The organism is Wukongibacter baidiensis (assembly GCF_050888315.1).
In the GTDB taxonomy this organism is placed as follows: domain Bacteria; phylum Bacillota; class Clostridia; order Peptostreptococcales; family Caminicellaceae; genus Wukongibacter; species Wukongibacter baidiensis.
In genome coordinates, this window is record NZ_CP138202.1 from 1,851,028 (window position 1) to 1,876,408 (window position 25,381).

At 34.0% G+C, this 25,381-nt stretch carries 21 protein-coding genes and 2 riboswitches; of the genes, 3 read left to right on the forward strand and 18 right to left on the reverse strand.

What is annotated here, in order from left to right; translation table 11 throughout:
* Positions 1 to 82: 82 nt before the first annotated feature.
* The 6 genes from R9X47_RS08405 to R9X47_RS08430 form a co-directional block, all read right to left on the reverse strand.
* Complete coding sequence (locus R9X47_RS08405; protein ID WP_432666352.1) at positions 83 to 1,696, reverse strand: PAS domain-containing sensor histidine kinase; 1,614 nt, start codon at positions 1,694 to 1,696, stop codon at positions 83 to 85.
* A gap of 221 nt (positions 1,697 to 1,917) precedes the next feature.
* The gene (gene ybaK / locus R9X47_RS08410) at positions 1,918 to 2,397 is read right to left on the reverse strand and encodes a Cys-tRNA(Pro) deacylase (protein WP_432666353.1); all 480 of its coding nucleotides are present in this window, start codon (positions 2,395 to 2,397) and stop codon (positions 1,918 to 1,920) included.
* A 235-nt stretch (positions 2,398 to 2,632) separates the two neighbouring features.
* Positions 2,633 to 4,039, reverse strand: a complete 1,407-nt coding sequence (locus R9X47_RS08415; protein ID WP_432666354.1) for an NAD(P)/FAD-dependent oxidoreductase — start codon at positions 4,037 to 4,039, stop codon at positions 2,633 to 2,635.
* A gap of 166 nt (positions 4,040 to 4,205) precedes the next feature.
* Positions 4,206 to 4,309: riboswitch (purine riboswitch) on the reverse strand.
* Positions 4,310 to 4,512: 203 nt separating this feature from the next.
* Entirely contained in the window at positions 4,513 to 6,549 is a 2,037-nt protein-coding gene (locus R9X47_RS08420) for a methyl-accepting chemotaxis protein (RefSeq protein WP_432666355.1), read from the reverse strand.
* Positions 6,550 to 6,911: 362 nt separating this feature from the next.
* The gene (locus R9X47_RS08425; RefSeq protein WP_432666356.1) at positions 6,912 to 7,907 is read right to left on the reverse strand and encodes an LCP family protein; all 996 of its coding nucleotides are present in this window, start codon (positions 7,905 to 7,907) and stop codon (positions 6,912 to 6,914) included.
* Between the two features lie 276 nt (positions 7,908 to 8,183).
* Positions 8,184 to 9,257, reverse strand: coding sequence for an FAD-binding protein (locus R9X47_RS08430; RefSeq protein WP_432666357.1), 1,074 nt, complete (start codon positions 9,255 to 9,257; stop codon positions 8,184 to 8,186).
* 446 nt (positions 9,258 to 9,703) lie between these two features.
* Here R9X47_RS08430 and R9X47_RS08435 point away from each other — a divergent pair, with 446 nt between their 5' ends.
* Both R9X47_RS08435 and R9X47_RS08440 read left to right on the forward strand, forming a co-directional pair.
* Entirely contained in the window at positions 9,704 to 10,120 is a 417-nt protein-coding gene (locus R9X47_RS08435) for a GerAB/ArcD/ProY family transporter (protein ID WP_432666358.1), read from the forward strand.
* Positions 10,089 to 10,796, forward strand: coding sequence for a GerAB/ArcD/ProY family transporter (locus R9X47_RS08440; RefSeq protein ID WP_432666359.1), 708 nt, complete (start codon positions 10,089 to 10,091; stop codon positions 10,794 to 10,796). Before R9X47_RS08435 ends, R9X47_RS08440 begins: the two co-directional genes overlap by 32 nt.
* Positions 10,797 to 10,939: 143 nt before the next feature.
* Here R9X47_RS08440 and glyA read toward each other — a convergent pair whose 3' ends face one another.
* The 11 genes from glyA to R9X47_RS08495 form a co-directional block, all read right to left on the reverse strand.
* Positions 10,940 to 12,175, reverse strand: coding sequence for a serine hydroxymethyltransferase (gene glyA, locus R9X47_RS08445; protein WP_432666360.1), 1,236 nt, complete (start codon positions 12,173 to 12,175; stop codon positions 10,940 to 10,942).
* A 51-nt stretch (positions 12,176 to 12,226) separates the two neighbouring features.
* A complete protein-coding gene (gene lipA / locus R9X47_RS08450; protein ID WP_432667607.1) occupies positions 12,227 to 13,081 on the reverse strand; it encodes a lipoyl synthase in 855 nt (284 codons plus the stop codon).
* 25 nt (positions 13,082 to 13,106) lie between these two features.
* On the reverse strand, positions 13,107 to 13,781 hold the full coding sequence (gene lipB / locus R9X47_RS08455) for a lipoyl(octanoyl) transferase LipB (RefSeq protein ID WP_432666361.1): 675 nt from the start codon (positions 13,779 to 13,781) through the stop codon (positions 13,107 to 13,109).
* 249 nt (positions 13,782 to 14,030) lie between these two features.
* Positions 14,031 to 14,189 (reverse strand): hypothetical protein, encoded by a 159-nt coding sequence (locus R9X47_RS08460; RefSeq protein ID WP_432666362.1) that lies wholly within the window; start codon positions 14,187 to 14,189, stop codon positions 14,031 to 14,033.
* 173 nt (positions 14,190 to 14,362) lie between these two features.
* A complete protein-coding gene (locus R9X47_RS08465) occupies positions 14,363 to 16,033 on the reverse strand; it encodes a formate--tetrahydrofolate ligase (protein ID WP_432666363.1) in 1,671 nt (556 codons plus the stop codon).
* Positions 16,034 to 16,894 (reverse strand): bifunctional methylenetetrahydrofolate dehydrogenase/methenyltetrahydrofolate cyclohydrolase FolD, encoded by an 861-nt coding sequence (gene folD, locus R9X47_RS08470; RefSeq protein ID WP_432666365.1) that lies wholly within the window; start codon positions 16,892 to 16,894, stop codon positions 16,034 to 16,036.
* A 43-nt stretch (positions 16,895 to 16,937) separates the two neighbouring features.
* Positions 16,938 to 18,392, reverse strand: a complete 1,455-nt coding sequence (gene gcvPB, locus R9X47_RS08475) for an aminomethyl-transferring glycine dehydrogenase subunit GcvPB (RefSeq protein WP_432666366.1) — start codon at positions 18,390 to 18,392, stop codon at positions 16,938 to 16,940.
* Entirely contained in the window at positions 18,392 to 19,732 is a 1,341-nt protein-coding gene (gcvPA, locus tag R9X47_RS08480) for an aminomethyl-transferring glycine dehydrogenase subunit GcvPA (protein WP_432666367.1), read from the reverse strand. Before gcvPA ends, gcvPB begins: the two co-directional genes overlap by 1 nt.
* Before the next feature lie 26 nt (positions 19,733 to 19,758).
* Positions 19,759 to 20,145, reverse strand: coding sequence for a glycine cleavage system protein GcvH (gene gcvH / locus R9X47_RS08485; protein WP_432666368.1), 387 nt, complete (start codon positions 20,143 to 20,145; stop codon positions 19,759 to 19,761).
* Between the two features lie 34 nt (positions 20,146 to 20,179).
* Positions 20,180 to 21,286: a glycine cleavage system aminomethyltransferase GcvT gene (gene gcvT, locus R9X47_RS08490; RefSeq protein ID WP_432666370.1), complete on the reverse strand. Its 1,107-nt coding sequence runs from the start codon at positions 21,284 to 21,286 to the stop codon at positions 20,180 to 20,182.
* Positions 21,287 to 21,655: 369 nt separating this feature from the next.
* Positions 21,656 to 21,760, reverse strand: a riboswitch (glycine riboswitch).
* 268 nt (positions 21,761 to 22,028) lie between these two features.
* Positions 22,029 to 22,745, reverse strand: a complete 717-nt coding sequence (locus R9X47_RS08495; RefSeq protein ID WP_432666371.1) for an RDD family protein — start codon at positions 22,743 to 22,745, stop codon at positions 22,029 to 22,031.
* Positions 22,746 to 22,874: 129 nt separating this feature from the next.
* On the opposite strand from R9X47_RS08495, the gene R9X47_RS08500 reads away from it, so the two are divergent.
* Positions 22,875 to 23,825, forward strand: coding sequence for a stage II sporulation protein M (locus R9X47_RS08500; RefSeq protein ID WP_432666372.1), 951 nt, complete (start codon positions 22,875 to 22,877; stop codon positions 23,823 to 23,825).
* Positions 23,826 to 24,053: 228 nt separating this feature from the next.
* On the opposite strand, the gene R9X47_RS08505 is transcribed toward R9X47_RS08500, so the two are convergent.
* Complete coding sequence (locus tag R9X47_RS08505) at positions 24,054 to 25,364, reverse strand: DUF58 domain-containing protein (RefSeq protein WP_432666373.1); 1,311 nt, start codon at positions 25,362 to 25,364, stop codon at positions 24,054 to 24,056.
* Positions 25,365 to 25,381 lie beyond the last annotated feature (17 nt).

Below are 25,381 nucleotides of genomic sequence, written 5' to 3' on the forward strand. Positions count from 1 at the left end.
ATTGAATCGTCAATTTAATGTCAATAGCTATATTGCTATTTCTTATACTAAAAAAAGACCAGCTTCTCTGATCTTTTATACTTTAACCTATTGAATATATATCTGAAAACTCAATATTTATATTTTCCACATGATTGTTTTTAATCTCATTATTTTCAACCTCACACTCACTATCTTCAAGTATTTTAACGGGAAGACTTATTATAAACTCACTACCCTTTCCATATTCACTCTTTACAACAATCTCTCCTCCATGCATCTCAACAAGTGATTCAGTGAGCGACAATCCAATGCCACTGCCTTCATGGTTTCTTGTAAATGATTTATCGATTTGCCTAAATCGCTTAAAAATCATATCAACCTTATCTTTAGGAATTCCTATACCTGTATCCTTAATAGATATAATTATGCTTTCTCCTTTATTAACTAAATTGACTAATATTTTTCCACCGGGCATAGTAAACTTTACTGCATTTGATAAAAGATTTAAAATAATCCTTTCTACTTGGTCAGGATCACAGGCCATTATCTTTTCTTCAGTATCTGTATCAAAGAGAAGCTGTATATTCTTATTTTTAACGTACTCAGCAACGGATAAGGTTATCTCTTCAACTACATTTATAAGATTATAATTTTTTAGATTTATACTAAAATATCCAGAATCAATTTTTGTAATATCTATTAGATTATTAATTAGCCTTAGTAGCCTATAACAATTTTGTCTTATAATTTGATTATTCTTTTTCGTATCTTTTAACTCCAATGTCTCACTTTTTACTTTGTAGTCTAATAGTTGAAGTGTACTAAGTATTAAGTTTAAAGGCGTTCTAAGCTCATGGGATATGTTTGCAAAAAATTCTGTTTTTAGCTTGTCATACTCTTGCATCTCATTAATTCTTTTTTTGTTTTCTTCGACCTCTTTTTGTAAATCTTCTTCCTTCTCTTTTAGTTCTGTAATATCAATACCAACAGATTGAAATTCAATTAATTCACCTTCGTTGTTAAAAAATGCTTGATCAGTCCATCTCTGCCAAACTACCTCTCCCTTAGCATTTATCGCAGAATGTTCATATGAGTCAATATTATTTTCAAAACTAAAGGATGCTATCTGCTCTTTTATTCCATCATGACATCCTTCTGGAATTAATGTCAAAAAACTTGTTCCAACTAATTCATCATATGTCTTATTAAAATAATCGCAGTAGGCCTGATTAACGTAAGTCAATTCTGTATTAGGCAAATATCTGCAAATCATATTTCTCTGACTTTCTACTATAGCAGAATACTGCTGTTCGCTAATTCTAAATTTACTTTCTTTTTCTTCATCTTCAGTGATATCATAGGCTTTACATAGAATACATTTAATATTATCTACTTCATCTAGTATAGGAGTTTTTATAATCTTTAATAGTCGCCTTTCCCCTTTACTATTTGTAATCCATTCTTTAGTAACAATCTGTTCTTTTTCATGCCACGCTCTTATATTACTACTAGTACAACCCATCGCTTCTTTTCTAATCAATACATCTTCTAGCCTTTTGTTTTCCATATCTTCTTTTCTTTTTCCCACAAAATCAGCATGAGCTTTATTTACAAAACCATAGGTTTCTATATCCTGTAAGGTCCACAGTTGTATATCTACATCATCCAACAATAATTCACATTGCTCCAACATTGATTTGTCAATTGTTCTCATAGCGACCAGCTCCTCAGCTATATAAAATGCTTATATAAATCAAAGTGCAAAGGGCATTTTGCAATTTCTATAGCACTTATTGAAATTTTCTGTTATTTGTCATATTATACTATAGATACAATGTGAATTTTGTCGAAATGTCACAGGTTTATATAATTAAATTTCCACAAAAAGGAATATCTACAGTAATTACAATTTTTATCACTATCTGAAACAATATCTTATTTTACTATGTTAACTAATTCTGCTTCTGTTACTTCAATCAATTCACTTGCTTCCAGTTCTATTTGAGCACCTATTTTCCCTGCACTAACAATAATCTTTTCTATTTTAGATGCGCTTGAATCAACAAAAGTTTTATAGTTCTTTTTCATGCCCATCGGAGAACAGCCTCCCCTAACATATCCTGTTAACTTCAGAATTTCCTTAACAGGTATCATTTCAATCTTCTTCGCTCCAGAAATTTTGGCAGCTTTCTTCAAATCAAGTTCCTCAGCCACAGGTAGTACAAAAACATATATGTTTTTGCTATTCCCTTGAGCCACAAGTGTCTTATAAACAAGTTCCGGAGCTCTGTCTATTTTTTCAGCAACCGATATACCATCTATCTTGCCATCATTTTTATCATATGTAAAGATGTTGTAGGTTATCTTTTTCTGATCCAAGATTCTCATTGCATTTGTCTTTTTTGTTTTTGCCATTTTCCCACGCCCCCTGTTATAGATTAAAACTACTTTCGTATTTTATAGTTTTCTATATTTAGTCTAGATTAAATAATACCTTCTACTGCCCCTATTTTCATTACTAAGATTTTACCAGAATTTTAGAGTAATTTCTAACTTTATTCTCAATAATATCTACGAGTAGTTTTAATCACAAAAAAATCCTCAATATGTATATAATATCAAGGATTTTAATCATTTATTTTATAAGATTTTAGTTTTCTTCAGAAATTATTCTTCCCATTAGTACTCCCATAACAGATGCCATCATTAAGCCTCTCGTCCATCCACTTGAGTCACCTAAACAATGAAGATTTTCAATATTTGTATTGAAAATATCGTCCATGTTTATCTTATTACTATAGAACTTTATTTCTGGTCCATATAATAATGTTTCTCTACTTGCGAAGCCTGGTACAACTGTATTCATTGACTTAACAAAGTTTATAATATTCATCATAGGTCTGTAAGGAATAGCTGAGGTTATGTCTCCAGCCACTGCATCAGGTAATGTAGGCTTGACATTTGACTGGTCTAATTCCTTTTGCCATGTCCTCTTTCCATCTAGTATGTCACCAAACCTCTGAACCAATATTTTACCATTACCTAGCATATTAACTAATTCTGCTACTTTCTTTCCATATTGTATAGGCTGGTTAAATGGCTCTGAAAAGTTGTGAGAGCTCAATATCGCTAAGTTCGTATTATTAGATTTTCTATCCTTATATGAATGTCCATTAACTATTGCCAAATCATCGTCGTAATTCTCTTGACTTACAAATCCACCAGGGTTTTGACAGAAGGTTCTCACCTTATTTCTGAATGGTTCTGGATATCCAATAAGCTTTGATTCATAAAGAACATTATTAACCTTTTCCATGATTTCATTTCTCACTTCAACCCTTACGCCTATATCAACCGTACCAGCAACATGATCGATATCATGCTCTAGGCACATAGCCTTAAGCCAGTCTGCACCTTTTCTGCCTGTAGCGATGATTATCTTATCTCCATATATTTCTTGTTCATCATTCTTAGTTTTTGAATCGGCTACTATTACTGCCTTTGCTACACCATCTTCAATAATCATATCTTTGACCTGCGTATCAAATCTTATCTCTACACCTGATTTCAAAAGAAATTCTTGAATCCTAAAATATATTTCCTGGGCTTTCTCAGTTCCTAAATGCCTTATAGGACAGTCAACAAGCTTAAGACCCGCTTCAATTGCTTTTCTTCTTATATCCTTAATTTCTTCATTATTTCCTAATCCCTCTATCTTTGTGTCTGCTCCGAAATCAAGATAAATCTTATCTGTATAGTTAATTAAATCCTGTGCCTTTTCACTACCTATTATTTGAGGTAAATCACCACCAACTTCATAGCTCAAAGACAACTTACCATCCGAAAAGGCACCTGCACCGGAGAAACCCGTTGTTATATGGCAATATGGTTTACATGAAACACAGACTTTAGTCTTTTCCTTAGGACAATGTCTCTTGTCTATACTTTTTCCTTTTTCGATAATTAAAATCTTTTTATCTGTTTCTCTTTTAACTAACTCTAACGCTGTAAAAATTCCCGATGGGCCAGCTCCAACAATAATTACATCATATCTCAACACCATCATCTCCTTATAATTATAGGCATTTTTAACAAAACCTTAATAATGTTCGTGTTTGTCGAAAATCAAATAATTCTAATTGAATTTTCTCTTTTCACAGCTTTCATACATTTTATTGGATACAGGGAATTTTGAAAGTAGATGGTATGAAAGTTGTATAGCTAAATAAGCACACAACACTTCTAGCCTACAACTATTTACGGTAGTTCGGTAGAGACATCCAACCCATATTGTTAGATTTATACAAGTGAACATTTTAGATATGTTTTTTAATAAAGTTCGTTTTACAATAAAAGTATAACTTATAACACGAAAAATTTCAATACTTTTTATCACAATGTTCATGATATATATTTCTTAATTTTCATAATCAATACTATACTAGCACATAAAAAAAGAGCTGACTCACAAATACATCTTATGAGTTCAGCCCTAGAGCGTTTATATGGATTTAAGTAAACCTTATACGATTAGTCTACCTTAAATTTTCGCGTTTCATTTTCAAGATTTCTAGCTAATTCCATTGAAGTCTCTGAAATAGATACTATTTCTTGTATAGAAGCTAACTGCTCTTCCGTTGATGCAGATACCTCCTGGGTCCCAGCTGTGTTTTCTTCAGTTACAGCAGAGATATTTTGTATTGAAGCAATAATATTATCCTTATTATCTAAAATTTCACTACTTACTCTACTTAACTCTTCCATTCTTGATAAAAGCGATTTTAACTTTGATTCTATCTTCTCAAATATTTTACCTGTATTATCAATGGATTTATTCTGCTCCTCAGCTATATCATTTACCTCATTCATTGTACTTACAGCATTAACTGCTTTCATTTGAATATCATTTATTATCTCGCTTATATCATCTATTGCACTTCCTGTACTTTCCGCAAGCTTCCTTATCTCCTCAGCAACTACAGCAAATCCTTTACCTGCTTCTCCGGCTCTGGCTGCTTCAATGCTTGCATTAAGAGCAAGTAAATTTGTTTGTTGTGCAATCTCTGTTATCAGATTTATTATAGACTCAGCGTTTTTAGTAGAATTGTCCATCTCTTCAATTATTCTATAAACACCTTTACCTTTTTCCTTACTATTTTCTGTTTTATCATAAAGATCAGTGATAACAACCTTACCTTCATCTCCTAGTTTGCTCATCTCATCGGTTAAGGATACTGCATTATTTATCAAATCTCCAGAAGCATTAATCTTTTGTCCCAATTCATCTGTACTCATAGCAACTGTTTCAACGTCCTTTGATTGCTCCATTGCACTTATTGCAATTTGCTCAACCGATTCGGCCACACTTTCCATAGCCTGATTAGATTCGCCAGTGATACTAGCTAGCTTATCAGATGACTCAACCATAGTATAGGCACTATTCTTTATGTTCTTCATCAGACTCTTAAGCTCATCCTGCATTTTTTCAACAGCTTTAGCTATATCTCCTATTTCATCGTTGTAGCTTAAAATATTTTTTGATATTGATTGAGTAAAATCTCCTGTTGCGATTTTTTGAATATGACTAGCTGTTATTCTTATCGGCTTCATAGAATTACCTATTACAAAGTAAAGTACTAGCGCTACCAATAGAATTATAATAGCTGATAATATAATAGATCTTTGAAAAATATCTTTTTTAGCTATAGTTAATGACTCTAATGATAAACCTACATCAATTGATCCAACGTGCTCTCCATCTATATAGAATGGAATCTGTACGTCATAGGCTTCTATACCTAACTCCTCATCAGAAAATTTATTCGCAGCCTTAACACCGTTTATAGCTGCTGATTTAGTCACTTCATCATCGTAGGTTTGACCTACAAATTTTTCGGTTCCAGCAACAGCAAGTCCTGTTTTGTCAATCTGTACTGCGTACAATACTCCTTCCTTCTCAGTTACCTTATCAAGTATTTTTTGAATCGCAAAATCCTTTTTAACTTCATTGATCATTTCTAAGGAAATACCAGCTTGTACAAAATATCCATTGCCTAAGCTTATTCCTCCAAATTTATATATTTTCCCATCTAAGGGGTTTGCCCTTGGCTCTTCTAAATATGTATTTGATTTCCCGTTAAATACTGGATCCATCTTATGTCCAACAGGATACTCCCAACCTATATTATCTGGCTCATTTGAATAATCAATAATCCTATCGGGACCTATTACACTTATTTGAGAAATACCCAAACCTTTAACAAGCCCTTCTATCTTTTCATTCGACATAGTTTCCATATCCATGTATTTAATTATAGAACAGGCTTCTATAATTTTACTATCTACTATCTCTTCTAGTATTTTTTCAACTTTTTTACCGTCACCTATTACTTCTACAATCTGCTCAGCTAATTTTTCCCCACTACTTGTCAATTCATTTTCCAGCTTGTTGTTAACAGTTCTAATGGAAATAGCGGTAAGTGCTGAAATAGAAATTAAAAATAGAGTTAGAACAATGCATATTATTCTCCACTTAAAAGGAATTTTTTTTGAAGTTTTATTCGCCAATATAAGTCACTCCCTCTTTAATGATGTAATAACAAAGTCTTTTATAAAGATTTTCAATGTGGACTTTGTTGAAACACATAACGGAAATTATATTTATCCGCAATTTAAATAAGTTTATAATTTCCTATGTGTTATAAAAAATTGATCCCTATTTCTTTTGGTCGTCTTTTCCATTTTTTTAATGGAATTTTAAGCTTTGTAATATTCCTGTAATACATTATATTTCCATTTTCCATTTTTGTCAATCACGATTATATACCAATTATGTTTATTTTCTATACATGTTTTTTGAGTAATTCCAAAAGTTAAGGAGCGTCTCATAAGATACCTTTACGAAACACTCCTTAACCTAAACGATTTGCTTAATATATAAATTCTTTAATACACTTTATACATTCATCCATGTCCGGATCAATTACCCACATTGAATTAATAACTCTTGGTTTTCCAGACTGGTTAGTTGGTATCTGCATACTCGCTACAGTCCAATCCTCAACATCATGATATCTATATATCAACTTTAAACATTCTGCATTACTTATATTTGTTTTAACATAGGGATACATGCTCGCTATCAATTTGGGATATTCTGCAAAGCTTAGTTCCTTAACCTTTCCAATAATTAATTTCAGTACAGTTCTTTGCCTCTCAGTTCTTTCATAATCTCCCTTTCCAACCTTTCTAATTCTGCAGTAAGCAAGGGCCTGTTCTCCATTCAAGTGTCTTAATCCACTTTGTCTTACGAACTGAGATCTTCCTCCTCCTAAACCTACTATGCATCTGTTAAGCTCATTGACCTCATATTTTTTTAAATTGACATCTACTCCTCCAAGGATATCAATAACCTTTTTAAAGCCTCTAAAATTAATTACTATATATTTTTTTATATCCAAGTTGAAATTCCTATTAATAGTCTCCTTCAATAATTCAGCTCCGCCATAGGCATAGGCTGCATTTATTCTATTATTCTTATGTCTTGGAATTTTTACGTAAGTATCTCTCATTATTGATGTTAATTTTATTTGACTATTAGCTTTATTAACAGAGGCTATAATTATGCTGTCAGCTCTAGCATATTTAAAGTCGCTTCTTCTACTATCAATCCCAACCAGTAATATATGCTCAATTTTTTCTTCTTTATCGTCTATATCTATGTTCTTTAAACTTTCTTCTTTTATTTTCTCACTATTATTTATTTTTCTATTTTCATCATTATGCCTAGTAACATCAATCTGTTTGGCCCGTGGTATCGAGTCGACTATTTCAATATGATTTGTATTGAAGACATCTACATCTGATCTATCGTAAAATCCGAATATAGGTGATATCATCAAAATCAGAGAAATAATTAGAGCCACTTTTTTCTTTTCTATACTATCACCTCTTTCTAAACTTTATTTTTTGTAATTTTTCTTTCTATATATGATGAATTTTTTCCCAAGTATTGAAATACTTTTTTAGCAAATTTCAAAACAAAAAGACTGTTAAAATTTTTTATATTAATTTAACAGTCCTTTTTTATTAAGTTCTACTATTTTCAATTCCATCAGCTTGTCTCAAAATCTATAAAGTATAGCTGTATATAGATTTTAATTTAATACAATAATATTAATCTGTAATTTATGGTTATCTATCTATTTTTTTATAACATCCATACTTTGTATACCCGATCTCATAACTTGACCTCTGATTATAGGATTATACATCGCAGGGGATTTTAGATTTTTAAGCAATATGTTCATTTTAATTTTTTTCATTTTTCTTTGATATCTATCAAGAAATCCATCAATTCCATCCTCAAGACTCTCAGCCAAATACAGAGCACTTTTAAATGCATAACTGAATCCCTCTGCCGAGCTTGGGCTTATAGCTCCAGCCGCTTCTCCGATTAAAGCAATATTTTCATTCCCACTAACAACATGGCTTAAGGATGTCGGTCTATAGATATATGCACCTTCTCGTTTAAGTCTATTCTCTAAATTAAATCCATGCTTTTTTAATTTTTCCTTAAGTAGTTCAAACTTTCCATTTGTGTTGTCATTAAGTTTTAAAGCTGCCCCCAATAAAACATGCTCATCCTTCGGTATAATCCATGAATAGAAATCAGTTATACTTTCATCAAAAATAGCAATAAAATACGGCATTAATTCAGATACCTTAAACCATTCTTGAATAGATATATATTTACTTGGAAAAGTTTCTTCCTTAAAGGCTATCTTTCTGATTCTTGAATTGCCACCATCGGCTCCAATGATTATTTTGGCCCTTTCAGTATATGTTTTTCCTCCATGGTTATATTTTACTTCATACCCTTCTTCAAGCTTCTTAAAGGATTTAAACATTGAATTGAACCTTTTCTCTACAGTACCAGGAACCTGTGACACCAGCCATCGGTCAAATTTTTCCCTATCCATATTAAGATAAAATCTTTGATAGAACCTTTCAATATTATTAGTAAAGTCCATGGTTCTCACAGTAAAAAGTTGAGGATCTACCAAAACGTCTCGCGGAAGAGCTAAACCAATTGTTGCCATTATATGCTGTGCATCGGGCGCAAGTAGCCCTCCACAACATTTTACAATTGGGTTTTTATTGTTTTCATTATTCAGATCTCTTTTGTCTATCAATAGTACTCTGTATTTATGAGCAATAAGATGTGCGAGGGTAGAACCTGCTGGTCCAGCACCAATAATAGCAACATCAAACATAAAATCACCTCAGTATTATGAATAATCTAGGATTATATTCTTCGATATTCCCCTTATAATAATTCACTATTTGTAATTAAAGAGAAAATTTTTCTTTTCCTCCTACATTATACTGTAAAATTACTAGAATATAAATCACAATAATTAGTTACTTAAGCTTTATACATCAAATCTACATTTTGCGAGCTTTGATAAAACTTTGTCCTTTCACCAACTTATGAATTAACATAGTATAAGGGTAAATATACCTTTTCCAGCTTAGTATTTTTATGGATTTACTAGAACATACTAATATAAGTATCCAACAGTTTCATGTCGCTAATTTTAAGACAAAGTACAACTTCGCTAAACAGTAAATCAGCTTATCCGTGAATAGTTTATTTTGTAATGTACTCTATTTTACAGTATGTAAATGCATACCAGCCAATGATTTGGAGGAGCTTTTATTGAATAAAGAAGTTATTTCCAACAAGCAAATAATCTCTATAATTATTTTATTTATAATAGGCCCAACCTCCGTATCTTTATCTGGTGTGGAAGCTAAAAAAGATATTTGGCTTGCTGTTATTTTATCGATGTGCATGGCTTTACCTATTCTACTTACATTCTGTAGATTACATACTATTTTTCCCGACAAAGATTTATTTGATATGATTATTATTTGTTTCGGAAAATTTATAGGAAAGGGAATTATAATACTGTATATTTGGAATCTTATTGTAACTACAACTACTACTTTTAGAAATTTTGGAGAATTCATAACTACAGTTAGCTTTATAAATACACCCATGATTATTCCAATAATCTGTTTTTGGAGCCCTATGCGCCTTTGTGACAAAGAGTGGTATAGAGGTTTTAGGTAGATGGGGAAATCTCTTTATAATAATAGTTATTTCTTTTACATTTATTCTAGTTCTATTATTCATTCCTAATATGAATATGGCTAATATTCAACCTACGCTTTCCGGCGGCATAAAATCAATTCTTCTAGGGGCTGTAAAACTATACTCTTTTCCCTTCTCTCAGCTAGTAGTATTTTCTATGGTTATTTCTAGTTTTCGAAGAAAAAAATCTCCTTATAAAGTCTATCTATTAGGCTCATTCATCGGAGGTCTAATACTCTTGATAACCTTTACAAGTGTCCTTTTAGTCGTAGGAATAGATTCTGTAACAAATATGTATTATCCTACATACTCTGCAATTTCAAGAATAGAAGTCATGAAGTTAGGAAGAATAGAGATACTATCGGGACCTATATTTTCATTTGGCGGGTTCATAAAAATAAGTGTACATTTATTGGCTATTTGTATAGGTATAGCTAAAATCTTTAATTGCTCCGATTATCGCTTTATAGTAATACCTGTTACTCAGCTACTGATTAATCAATCCTATTTTACATGGGATAGTGCCATGAGTTTTTATGAATTTGATGGAGAAATGATGTTGTATTTCGCATTTCCATTTCGTACGATTTTTCCCATTATTCTATTGATTGTTGCGAAAGTAAGAAATAGGTCAAGACTAATTAGATCTGGATAAAAATTTTCCTATACTGATCCAGAATTATTCATGAGAAATTCGGGATGATTAGTTTTTTAAAATATCTAAAGCCACCTTCCTATAATAAAACTAAGAAGGTGGCTTTAATTAAATTGTTATCTAACTCCCTATATCATAAAATCCTACCAGTTAAAAAGCGGAAATTTTTTACTTAAGTCAGCTATTCTCTCCTTTAGACTCTGTACATCTATAGTTTTCTCAATAGCACAAGCCATGATGTCTGCCAGCTCTGTCATTTCGCTTTCACCCATTCCTCTAGTTGTAACTGCTGGCGTACCAATTCTTATACCACTCGTTACAAAAGGACTTTGCGGGTCAAATGGTACAGTGTTTTTATTTACCGTTATACCCACTTCTTCTAACAGTTTCTCTGCCTCTTTTCCAGTAACGTTCTTATTTCTTAGGTCAACAAGCATTAAATGATTGTCGGTACCATCAGACACAAGCTTAAATCCTCTATTCTTTAATTCTTCAGCAAGCTTCTGAGCATTTTTCAATACTTTCTTTTGGTATTCTTTAAAGTCATCGCTCAGTGCTTCCTTGAAGCTTACAGCCTTAGCAGCAATCAGATGCATTAATGGACCACCTTGAATACCAGGAAAGATTATCTTATCTACTTGCTTAGCATATTTAGCTTTACATAGTATAGCTCCACCACGGGGTCCTCTAAGGGTCTTATGGGTAGTTGTTGTAACAAAATCTGCATAGTCACAAGGGTTTGGATGCAGTCCAGTAGCAACGAGTCCCGCTATATGAGCCATATCTACCATTAGGTATGCACCCACCTTGTCAGCAATCTCCCTAAATCTTTTAAAATCTATGATTCTCGAATATGCACTTGCGCCAGCTACAATCATTTTAGGTTTAACTTCAACAGCTAACTTTTCTACTTCATCATAATCTATGACTTCCGTTTCCTTATCAACTCCGTAACTTGCAACATTGTATAGCTTTCCAGAAAAGTTTACAGGACTACCATGGGTTAAATGCCCTCCATGAGGAAGTGCCATACCTAGTATCGTATCTCCTGGCTCAAGTACTGAGTAATATACAGCCATATTGGCATTTGACCCTGAGTGAGGTTGAACATTGGCATGTTCAGCATTAAATAGCTTTTTTAATCTTTCTATCGCAAGATTTTCAACTACATCAACAAACTCACAGCCTCCGTAATATCTCTTTCCAGGATATCCTTCAGCATATTTGTTTGTCAAAACACTTCCCATAGCCTCTAGCACAACATCACTAACAATATTTTCTGACGCAATAAGCTCTATACCATTAACTTGTCTGTTAAACTCATTTATAATTTGATCATATATTTCCTTATCCATAGACTCTAAATATTTTAAATTCATAACAAAGCACCTTCCTTTTATTCTTAAATTATAATTTGGGGTACCATACCCTTATTTTGCATTAAACATTTCTGAAGCATTATAGGAACTTCTTACAAGAGGGTCAGAAGCCACAAAGCTAAATCCAAGTCCCAGAGCCTTATCTTTATACATCTGAAAGGTTGTTGGATGTATATACTCTATAACAGGATGGTGTTCCCTGCTAGGGGCTAAATACTGACCAATAGTTAAGTAATCACACCCCACACCTCTTAAGTCCTCTAATACTTTTATTGTCTCATCTTCATTTTCTCCAAGGCCTACCATTATCCCCGACTTTGTAAATATGTCTTTATTCATACTCTTGATATTTCTTAATAGTTCCAAAGACCGCTCATAAATAGCTTCTGGTCTAATTTCATCGTAAAGCCTTGGAACCGTTTCAATATTATGATTAATTATTTCTGGCTTCGCATCTACTACCTTTCTCAAAGCTTCTTCATCACCTTGGAAATCGGGTATCAGCACCTCAACCACAATTTTTTCATCACGGGATTTTATAGATTTGATAACTTCAGCAAAATGCCCCGCTCCACCGTCGGCTAGATCATCTCTAGTCACCGAAGTGATTACTACATGTTTAAGCCCAAGTTCTATTACAGCATTTGCAACATTTTCTGGTTCCTTAGGGTCAACTTTTTGAAGCTGTCCATGGGATACATTGCAAAATCTACAGCTGCGAGAACATTCACTACCCAAAATCATAAACGTGGCCGTTTTCTTACTGAAACATTCCATCCGATTGGGGCAGTTAGCTTCTTCACAAACAGTGTTTAGTGAAAATCTATTAAGTATATCCTTTACATAGTCTAAACTGCGTCCTTTATTTAACTTTATCTTAAGCCACTCTGGTTTTCTTTGAACCACCATAAAATCCCTCCTTTGCTATGAACTATATTAAATATTTCTCAGCATCCAATTCTTCATAACCACCGTAGTTAAAAACTCTACAAAAGTATTCTAATACATACTTTTTCTCTTCCTCAAAGTCTACTGTTTTTCCAACTTGGTTCTCTATTGAAGTAACACCTTTATCGCTTATGCCACAGGGAACTATAAATCTAAAATGGTCTAAGTTTGTATTAACATTAAAGGCAAAACCATGCATAGTAACCCCTCGCTTAACGGCTAGACCTATTGCAGTAATTTTGCTATTTCCTATCCATACTCCCGTATGCTCTTCATTTCTCCCTGCATCAATATGGTATCTATCTTTTAAGAGACTAATAAAAATCTCTTCAAGATTCTCTACAAACTTTCTAATACCCATATTGTATTTTCTAAGATCAAATATCGGATATCCGACAATCTGGCCCGGTCCATGATAGGTTACATCTCCACCTCTATTTGTGTCAAATATCTTGATCCCATTTTGCTCTAACAGTTTTTCTGAACCAACAATATGAGCCTTTTCTGCACGTCTTCCCATTGTTATAACAGGTGGATGTTCAACTAAAATTAATGTATCTTCAATATTTCCATCTTGTCTTTTTTTCAAAATATCGTACTGAATCTCTAGTGCTTTTTCATATTCACATCTTCCTAAGAACAATACATTTAATTTCATCTAATACATCCCCTTTTTATAAATTGCTATAACTTATATCGAATCTCTATACATAAATAGAAGTGTTTCAAAATGCTGAATTTCTGAGTTATTAGAAATGTCATCGTTTTGCCAGCAGGCCTATACTAGTAAAACCGATTGAATCCCAAAACCTTGAACTCCATTCATTCTGAAACACTCTAGGTGCTAAACTTAAGATATGTTTTTCTAAGACAGTTCCATTTATAATCAAGAACCGTCTCTGGAAATTTAATCTAATTGATATCTATATATCAACTTATATTGACCCTTTCTTTCCTTCAAACCAACCTTAAGTATTACTGCTGTTTTGCCTGAATCCAAGGTTATCTTAGTATCTGCTACGCTATCTATATATGTCTTTACTTCATCAGCCTTTTCAGGCTCCACATCTTCCTTCACTCCCCACGGAAGTGACATAACCTTAACGGCGTCTCAGGTGTCACATATATTAGCTTCTCTTTCCTTTACCGAATTCATAATGCTATTTTTAAAAGCCTGTTCTACATTTCCATCATGTGCAAATAGCATTCTCTCACCTCCAAAATGATTGTTTAGTACATCTAGAATAACCCTACAATTTCTCCATCATCTAAAATATCCATCTTATTTGCTGCCGGCACCTTTGGAAGACCTGGCATAGTCATAACGTCACCAGTAAGTGCAACTAAGAAGCCTGCTCCAGCCGATGCTCTTACTGAGCTAACTGTTATCTTGAAACCACTTGGCCTTCCTAGTAGCTTAGGATTATCTGACAGTGAGTATTGAGTTTTAGCCATACAGATTGGCAGTTTGCCTAGTCCGATCCTCTCGTACTTTTCTATTTCTTTTGAAGCTTTGCTGCTGAATTCTACTCCATCAGCTCCATATATTTCTTTAGCTATTATTTCTATCTTTTCTTTTATCGGTTTATCTAGGTCATATAGAGTATTGAAGTCTGCATTGCCGCTTTCAACCAATTCAACAACCTTTTTAGCAAGCTTCTCTCCACCTTCTCCACCGTTTGCCCATACCTGAGATAGCACTACATTTACACCTAATTCCATACATTTATATTGAACAAATTTCAGTTCTTCTTCTGTATCAGTAGGGAATTCATTGAGGGCTACTACAGCTGGAACACCAAATTTCTTAACGTTTTCTATTTGCTTTTCTAGATTTCCAAAGCCTTTTTCTAATGCTTCCATATCAACCTTTGAAAGCTCAGCCTTAGGCACACCACCATGATTTTTAAGGGCTCTTACAGTTGCAACTATAACAACGGCGCTCGGCTTAAGACCAGCATATCTACACTTGATATTAAAGAATTTTTCTGCTCCAAGATCTGCACCGAACCCAGCCTCTGTCACTACATAATCAGCTATCTTTAGAGCTGTTTTTGTTGCCATTACCGAATTACATCCATGGGCAATGTTAGCAAATGGCCCACCATGGATTATCGCTGGTGTATTTTCTAATGTTTGAACAAGATTTGGCTTTATAGCATCCTTAAGGAGTAAAGCCAAAGCTCCTGTTGCGTCAAGCTCTCCTGCAGTTACAGGCTCATTATCATAGGTATATCCTACTATCATTCTTGATAATCTTTCCTTTAGGTCTTCCATACTGGTTGCAAGGCACAGTATTGCCATTATTTCAGAAGCAACTGATATATCAAATCCATCCTGTCTTGGAATTCCATTACCCCTTGCCCCGATGCCTATTACAATGCTTCTAAGGGCTCTATCGTTCATATCTAGAGCTCTTCTCCACGTGATTCTTCTTTGATCTATGTTTAATTTATTCCCTTGATGCATATGATTGTCAAGCAGTGCCGCTAAAAGGTTATTTGCTGTAGTTATGGCATGGATATCACCTGTAAAATGTAGGTTTATATCATCCATAGGCACTACCTGTGCATATCCTCCACCTGCTGCTCCTCCCTTTACTCCAAAGCAAGGTCCAAGGGAAGGTTCTCTTAGTGTGGTTATGGCTTTCTTCCCAATTTTATTTAATCCCATACTAAGACCTACATTCGTAGTCGTCTTTCCTTCTCCAGCAGGTGTTGGGTTAATAGCAGTAACTAGTATAAGCTTTCCATCCTCTTTATCTTCAAGTCTTTTATATACATCTAAGGATATTTTCGCTTTATACTTTCCATAAAGCTCCAACTCGTCTTCACCTATATTTAAATTCTTTGCTATCTCTACTATGGGTAACATCTTAGCCTCTTGAGCTATTTGAACATCCGTTTTCATCTATTCTCCTCCTAACCTTCTACCTGCCGATAAAACAGTATTGTAAATGAGCATAGTTATGGTCATTGGGCCAACTCCACCTGGAACAGGAGTTATAGAGTCGACAACATTCTTAACATCCTCGAAATCCACGTCACCAACTATCTTGTCATCTACTCTATTTATTCCAACATCAATCACGACTGCTCCAGATTTGACCATATCTGATGTAACAAATTTAGGTCTTCCGATAGCTGCAACTAAAATGTCAGCTTCTTTTGTTACCTCTTTTAAGTCTTTAGTTCTCGAATGACATATTGTAACAGTGGCATTCTTCTGTAACAATAACATCGAAATAGGCTTTCCAACAATATTACTGCGACCAATTACTACTGCTTTTTTTCCTTCTATATCAACACCTTCATATTCTAGCAGTTTGATTATTCCATGGGGTGTGCAGGGAATAAAAGTATCTTCACCTACCACTAATTTCCCAACATTTATAGGATGAAAACCATCTACATCCTTTTCATGGCTTATTCTTTTTAATACCTTCATCTCATCAATATGATTTGGTAAAGGAAGCTGCACAAGTATTCCGTGTATGCCTCTGTCATTATTTAGACGATCTATTAGTGATAATAATTCTTCTTCCGAGACATCCTCTTCTAGACTATGCAGCTCAGAATGCATACCTAATGCCTTACAAGCCTTATCTTTCATCCTTACATACGCTCTAGAAGCAGGATTGTTTCCCACTATAATAACTGCCAAGCCAGGGACTACACCTTTTTCTTCCTTTAGCTCATTGATTGTAACTTGGAGCTCTTCTCGAATTTTTTTTGAGACCTTTTTCCCATCAATTATTTTCAAATCATCCACCCTTTGCCGATTGTTAATATTAAATTAAATCTCCAGTTAGCATCTATTCAGTCCATTTTAGAATTAGCTTTCTTGCTGCTCTAGCTTCATCTATTCTTCTGACTGGTGTATTATGAGGCGCATTTTTTAGTAAGCTAGGGTCATCCTTCGCCTCCTCGGCTATTTTTACCATAGTGTCAATAAAACCATCAATAGTCTCAAGACTCTCAGTCTCTGTAGGTTCAACCATAATAGCTTCACTAACTATTAATGGGAAGTATATTGTTGGTGGATGATAGCCATAGTCAAGTAATCTTTTAGCTATATCTAATGTAGTAACTTCTAAGTTCGCGCTGCTAAGTCCACCTAAAACAAATTCATGTTTACAAACCTGATCTATAGGTAAATAGTAATGTTCTTTAAGCTTATTCATCATATAGTTAGCATTAAGAACCGCCGTTTCGCTAACTTCCTTAAGTCCTGATGCACCCATGGAAAGAATGTATGAATAGGCTCTGATCATCACGCCATAATGTCCATAAAATCCTTTAACCTTACCGATAGAGTCGGGTTTATCATAGTCTAATATAAACTTACCATCATTCTTTTCAACTACAGGCACAGGAAGAAACTTAACTAGATGTTCTTTTACTCCTACTGGTCCACTACCAGGTCCACCCCCACCATGTGGTGTAGAAAAGGTCTTGTGTAAATTGTAGTGCATTACGTCAAATCCCATGTCTCCAGGTCTTGTAACTCCCATGATTGCATTCATATTAGCTCCATCGTAGTATAGAAGTCCACCAGCCTCATGAACAAGATCTGCAATCACTTTTATATTTGTTTCAAAAAGTCCAAGGGTACTTGGATTAGTTAACATCAATCCTGCAATCTCATCATTTAAAACAGCCTTTAAACTATCTATATCAACTGCGCCCTTTTCATCTGACTTTACTTCAACTATTTCAAAGCCTGCAACAGCAGCAGTTGCTGGATTTGTACCATGAGCAGAGTCGGGAACTATAATCTTATTTCTTTTAGAGTCTCCTCTACTTTCATGGTATGCCTTGATTATCATAAGACCTGTAAGTTCTCCATGGGCTCCAGCTGCCGGCTGAAGAGTAACTCTGTCCATTCCGGAGATTTCTGCTAGCATAACATCTAATCTATACATAAGCTCAAGAGAACCTTGTATTGTCTCGTTGGGCTGATAAGGATGTAAAGCGGTTAATCCTTCTAACGCCGCCATATCCTCATTTATCTTTGGATTGTACTTCATTGTACAAGATCCTAATGGATAGAAACCCGTATCCACTCCATAATTTTTAGTTGACAGATTTGTAAAATGTCTTATTACATCTACTTCACTTACCTCTGGAAGCTCAACATCCTTTTCACTCAAAAATTCACTAGGAATAATTTCATCTATCTCACCCTTACACAATTCACATTCAGGGAGAGAATATGCTCTTCTTCCTTCTTTAGAAATTTCAAATATTAATTGGTCGTATGTCCTCACTATATCACCTCCATAACACTGGCAAGCTTATCTATCTCGCCTTTAGTTCTCTTCTCGGTAACACAGAACAGTAATCCATTTTTAAATTCAGAGTAATCCCTGCCCAGTTCATAGCCTCCAATAATTCCGCTCTTTAGTAGTGCTTTATTAACCATTCGACTATCAAAGTCACTAGTTATTGCAAATTCTTTAAAGAATGGCTTGTTGAATAATGGTTTAAATTTGCCTATCTTCGTAAGGGCTTTAAATGCGTAGTTAGCTTTATGTGCAGAGTTAATAGCTACTTCCTTTAAACCCTCTTTACCCATAGTTGTCAAATAAATAGTCGCCATCAGAGCATTTAGCCCTTGATTTGAACAAATATTTGAAGTTGCTTTATATCTTCTAATATGTTGTTCTCTCGCTTGTAGAGTTAATACAAATGCTCTTTTGTCATCAACATCAACAGATTGACCTACTATTCTTCCTGGCATTTTTCTTGCTAGTTTTTTCGTTGTTGCCATAAAACCTAAATATGGACCTCCCAGATTAAGCGCATTTCCAAAGGATTGAGCGTCACCGATTACAATATCCGCTCCTAACTCTCCTGGATTTTTCAATACACCTAAGGAAATTGGATCTACATAATTTATAAACATCGATTTATTTTCATGAACTATTTTTTCTACATCCGTTAAGTCTTCTATGATTCCAAAGAAGTTTGGATTTTGGATGATAACTCCAGCTGTTTCTTTATTGACCATGGACTTTAATTTTTCTACGTCTGTAACACCATCGGCCATATCCACTTCAATAACTTCAAACTCTCTAAATTTCATATAGGTATGAAGAACCCTTCTAACCTCTGGATGGACTGTCTTTGAAACAATTATAGATTTACGTCTTGTATTTGCGCAGGCCATCATCGCTGCCTCAACAGCAGCCGTTGGGCCATCATACATCGAAGCATTCGATACATCCATACCAGTAAGATTACTGATCATAGTTTGATACTCAAATATTACTTGAAGAGTTCCTTGACTTATTTCAGGTTGATACGGTGTATATGCCGTATAGAATTCTGATCTCATAGCTAAGTGTTTTACTATCGACGGTATATAGTGATCATAGGCTCCTGCTCCTAAAAAGCAAACTAAATCCGAAGTGCTTTGGTTTTTATTAGTAAGCTCCTTCATATGATTTTTAAGTTCTGTTTCTGATAAAGATTCTCCTAGATTGAGTTCTCTGCCTAGTCTAAGTTCCTTAGGTATATCTTCAAACAAATCTTCTACAGAGTTAACTCCAATAGTTTCTAGCATCTGCCTCTTATCGGCTTCAGTATTGGGAATATATCTATGCATAAGCTCCCTCCTTACTACAAATTTAATTAATGACTTTCACTTTTACAAAACTCTTCGTATTCCTTATCACTCATTAGATTATCTAGCTCAGATTTATCTGACATTTCTACCGCTAAAATCCAGCTTTCATACGGCTTCTCGTTTAAGAGTTCTGGTGAATCCTCTAATTCTTCATTTACTTCTGCGATCTTTCCTGAAATAGGTAAGAATGAATCAGAGGCAGCCTTTACAGACTCAATAACCCCAAAAACATCGCCAGCATCTATTTCGTCATCAACATCTGGCATTTCAACATAAACGATTTCTCCAAGGGCATGCTGTGCATAGTCTGTAATTCCAATAGTAGCCTTATCGCCTTCAACCTTAACCCACTCATGATCCTTTGAATAATAAAGTCCTTCAACTATTTTCATAATAAATTCCTCCTCAAAATTTTTTTCTTTCTCTCTATTTCTTATACTTTTTAGTATAGAATCTCTTACTTACCACCTTAGCCTTCAAGACTCTCTTTCTGACTTGAATCTCTATTGGAGTTTCAAGCTTAGCATATTCAATATCAACCATGGCTAAACCTATATTTTTATTTACAGTTGGCGCAGCATAACCAGTGGTTACAAAACCTATCTTCTTTCCATCTGCCATTACATCGTATCCGTGTCTTGGTATCCCTTTATCTATCATTTCGAAACCAACAATTTTCCTCTTAAGACCCTCTTCTTTTTGCTTTACCAAGGCTTCTTTTCCAATGAAGTTTTCCTTATCAAGTTTTACGAAGAATCCAAGTCCAGCTTCTAACGGCGTTATATCCTCAGATAGTTCATTGCCATAAAGGGGCAGTGTAGCCTCAAATCTTAAGGTATCTCTTGCTCCCAGTCCTGCAGGCTTCAATCCATATTCTTTCCCTGCCTCCGTTAGTTTATCCCATACCAATTCAGCATCATCATGAGCAAGATATATTTCGAATCCATCTTCACCTGTGTACCCAGTTCTAGATACTAGACAATTGGCACCGGCTACTTTTACATCCCTCTTACAATAGAAAAAACCTATTTCCGAAAGCTCAGTGTCTGTCAGTTCCTGCAATATTTTCTGCGCATTTGGACCTTGAATAGCCATTTCAGATACATCATCGGATATGTTAGCAAGTTCCACCTCATAGGTTCCCACATTTTCCTTCATCCATTTAAAATCTTTTTCTATGTTGCTTGCATTAATTACAAGGAAAAAGTGATTGCTTGTAAATTTGTAAACTAGAAGATCATCTACAACTCCGCCATGGGGGTAACACATAAAGGTATAGATAACCTGATTATCTTCAAGTACCGATACATCATTAGTAACCAAGTTTTGAACAAAATCAAAGGCTTCTTTTCCTTTAACCTCAACTTCACCCATATGGGATACGTCAAATAATCCTGCAAAGTTTCTAACTGCTTCATGTTCAGCCGTCAAACCCTCATACTGTACGGGAAGTGCCCATCCTGAAAAGTTAACAATTTTTCCTCCATGCTTTTCATGGGATTTAAACAGAGATGTTTTTCTTAATTCATTCATATTAGAATTCCTCCCTCCAAATTTTCAATCTCAGATCTTTGTTAATGCTTCAGAATATAGTCATAAATTCGTGTCCGATTATTAATTAAATCATCCTTAGTATTATAGGTTAAAGTAATAAATAATATCATTTCATATTAAAAGTTATATGCTATATTCAAAGAAATATTCTCCCCATAGACTCGGGGGGTATATATCACCGCCTTCTACGCCTCATCTTCTTCATTCTATGCAATAAAAAAAGAATATAAGGACATGTAAAATAATCATGCCATCATATTCTCTGTCTTCTGACCTGAGAGCGTCTACATTATTTCAGTCAATAATGTATTTCCCCTTCGGCGCCGAATCCCGGACTCTCCAGAGTTCCATCAAGTAGCGCTCCTTTTGCCTGAAAGTTTCTATAAAAGGCTGGCCACCTTTCATATTGCTTCTTCGGCTTCTTCAATAAAAGATATCTCACGCTACCATCATTTGGCAATTTTCAATTTCGAATAAATATCATCTTAAATGTTATTTTTATAATATAACATTTTTCTGAAAATTTCAACAGTTGATATTGTTTTAACAACAACTTTTTTTATTTTCTTATAAATATATGATTTTTATCGTAATCATGCCACATACGAAGCTTAGCATATGACTTTTTTAGCCCAAAAATGATTTAAACGTGATAACTTTATGCATATTAACAAAATATTACTTTAAGTGACTTGAATAAATATTTGTCAAAGAATACTATTTATAACCTAACGCCTTGCTCTAATAGTTCCTTTAAGAATCTATCATATTCACCTTCATTTTTTTCGATTTCTAGTTTTTCAGCAAAATACTTTCCCAATTCTTTTTCTAGTTCTATAATATTTTCATCAAGGCTACTTTTTCTTTGATAGTATTCTTTCAACAATCTATGTTCTTCTTTAGTAATGGAGTATTTATAGTTCTGTTCTCTGATTTCATTTATTCCTAAAACTATAGGAATATCCTTTTTTTCTACCACCACTACCATTGTTGACCCAACATAATCACCAACTCTTTTATGCTGCTTTGAAAAAAAGATTAGTACTACACCTACACCATAGGCATCAACAATGATTCTAAAAAGATTTCTAATAATAGAGTGTTTTATTGTTATTGGTTCTCCATTATTTCGAAGAGTTCTAATACCTAAAAGTTTTTTACCTGGAGTCATTCCATTCATGGTCATCTCAAATATTATAAAATATCCATAGGTTATTAGCCACACAAGTATTATAACTCCTCCTACAAACCATCCTCCATGTTCATCAAATAAATCCTTAGGATTTATTTGCAGGGCGATAATGGTTATTACAATTACTAGTATGGCAGCCGTTTGAATCAAGGAGTCTACTACGGCAGCTGCTCCTCTAGACCCTAATCCTGCTAACCTATATTCTACCTCTATATTTTCAGGGGTTGTAATCTTTACTGTATTCATGATTTCACTCCATTCCTATCTTTCAATTCAAACCACAGCCCTCTGACACACTTATAATCATTTTCTGGAATTTACCCATTTATTTCTAATTATTTATTTGATACAATGGTTGAGGAGAGGTGATTAAATTTGAAAGATAATCAGTTTATACAGAAACATTCATCTTCTTGGGAAGAATTAAAACGACTTACTGATATATTAGATAAAAAGGGAATTTCAACCCTTGATCCAAATCAATTACGTAAATTTTTATATCTTTTTAGGATGACAAGCCATCATCTTGCCTATTCTAGAACCCACTTTCGAGAAAGTGACGTAGTTCCCTACTTAAATTCTCTAATTGGGCGAGCCCATAATCATATATATGCTGTAAAAAAAGGTAGCATTTCTGGCATATTTAAATACTTTAAAATTGAGTTTCCAAGACAAATAAAACTATTTCGTTCATATATACTTTCAGCGTTCTTAATCTTTATGATTGGTTTCATCTTAAGTTTGGCCCTTGTTACAATAAATTCTGAAAACGCCTCATATTTTTTACCCCAAAGTATGATTGACAGTATAGATTGGGATATGGATAGCAATGAGGCTTGGGATTATCCCCTAATGTCTAGTATTATAATGGTTAATAATATTTCTGTATCATTTAAAGCCTTTGTACTTGGTATAACCCTTGGCATTGGCACAATATACGTTCTATTTTACAATGGAGCCATATTAGGCGCCTTAACGGGTCTCGTATATATTTTCGGAAATCCCATCCACTATTGGTCCTTGATTTTACCCCATGGAATAATCGAGCTAACTGCTATCTTTATTTCCGGCGGTGCTGGACTAATACTAGCTCGCAGCATTCTAATTCCAAGGGAATATTCAAGAAGACACTCGATTATGAAAGGTGCAAAGGAAGCTGTTTCATTAGTTTTCGGTGTTATTTTAATGCTTATTATAGCAGGAATTATTGAAGGCTTTTTCACTCCACTATCTATTTCACCAAACGGTAAACTAATGTTTGCTGTAGCAACAGCAGTGGGACTTGTGATTTATTTCTTGATTCCCAATTTTAGCAAAGGTAACTAAAGTACCTTTAGAGTTGCAAGTTACATGTTCCAAGTTACAAGTTTTGTAGTCATTCTTTTACGTCAAAGACATAACCAACTGACTTTATTAGCATGTAAATTAACTTCTTGTGCTAGTAAATTATACATTGGTATTTTGTAATATCTAGGGAGTTATGATATTTCATTTGAGTGATTTCAATGAACGAAAAAGAAATGTCATAACTCCTCGCTTTGGCAACTAGCAGCTCTACAGCATCCTATTCTTTACGTGTAAATATCTATTTATGACGTTCATGGCTAGCTTTTCCGGTGTACATTCAATACACATGATCCCCTTTGAATTTAGTTTATGAATGATTTTCTTACGTTCTCTAAGGGTTTCAATGGCTACTCCCTTAGTAAATATTTCATTCTCCTTTTCAGCCGACGCCGATGCTATATTTTCAAGTTTTTCATCCTTCATCAATACCAGCATTACAATATTGTTTTTTGATAATACTGAAAGTACTTTTATCATTTCTTCAGCCTCTTCAATCGTATCGAAGTCAGTAAATAGAACCATCAAACTTCTTCGCCTTTCCTTTCTTTTTAGATGGTAAAAGGCTTCTTCGTAATTTGACGTATCATTAGTATGCTGAGCATGATATAGAGCCTCCATAAGTCTGTTTCTATGATGATTCCCCTTTCCAGGCATTATGAGATTATTTACTTCTGTGTTGAAAAGCATAAGACCTGATCTATCTCCATTTTGATTTACTATATCCGATAGCAATAGGCCAGTATTAATTGCAAGATCCAGCTTCTTGTATCCTCTCACAGAGTAACTCATGGGTCTTCCTATATCAATAAGTACATATACATGCTGATTTTTTTCAGGTTCATATTGATTTACAATGGGTCTATTTTCTCTTGCAGTTGCCTTCCAGTTTATTTTTCTATATTCATCACCTTGAACGTAATCTCTCAAACTTTCAAACTGGGTTCCGCCTCCAGGGGTCTTCATAGACTTTTCGCCAACCTTACTAAATTTACTATTATATACTGCTAAACGATATTTCTTTAAATCTTTAAGATTAGGGTATACCTTATATTCTCTATCCATGACTACTTTAAACTGCTTCATACAAAGCTTAAGGTTACTTTCATATCGTATATGAATATTACCAAATTTAAATACTCCTCTTTTTTTAGGTATAACTTCATATTCAAAATCCTGTTTTTCATGGGGATCGATATAGTCTCTCATGATTTTCTCATGGGATTCAAAATGAAAATCAGGTATTTCATCCTTTAGCTCCATATATATCCTTCTATCAGATTTATTATAGACCTTCAGCTTTATTTTCTCCCTCTCATAAATTGAAAGTTTATCTTCCCCAATTCTTTCAATTTCAAATTCTTCACTCGATGGAGAAATATAATAATCTAATATCAATACGGTAAAACACACTAAATTGTACACAATAAATGCAGTCAAATGAAGTCCTACAAAATAAGATAATCCTACAAATAAAATTCCTAGTCCTAAAACAAATATAAATCGTTTTGTAAATACCACTTTAATCACCTAGTTTC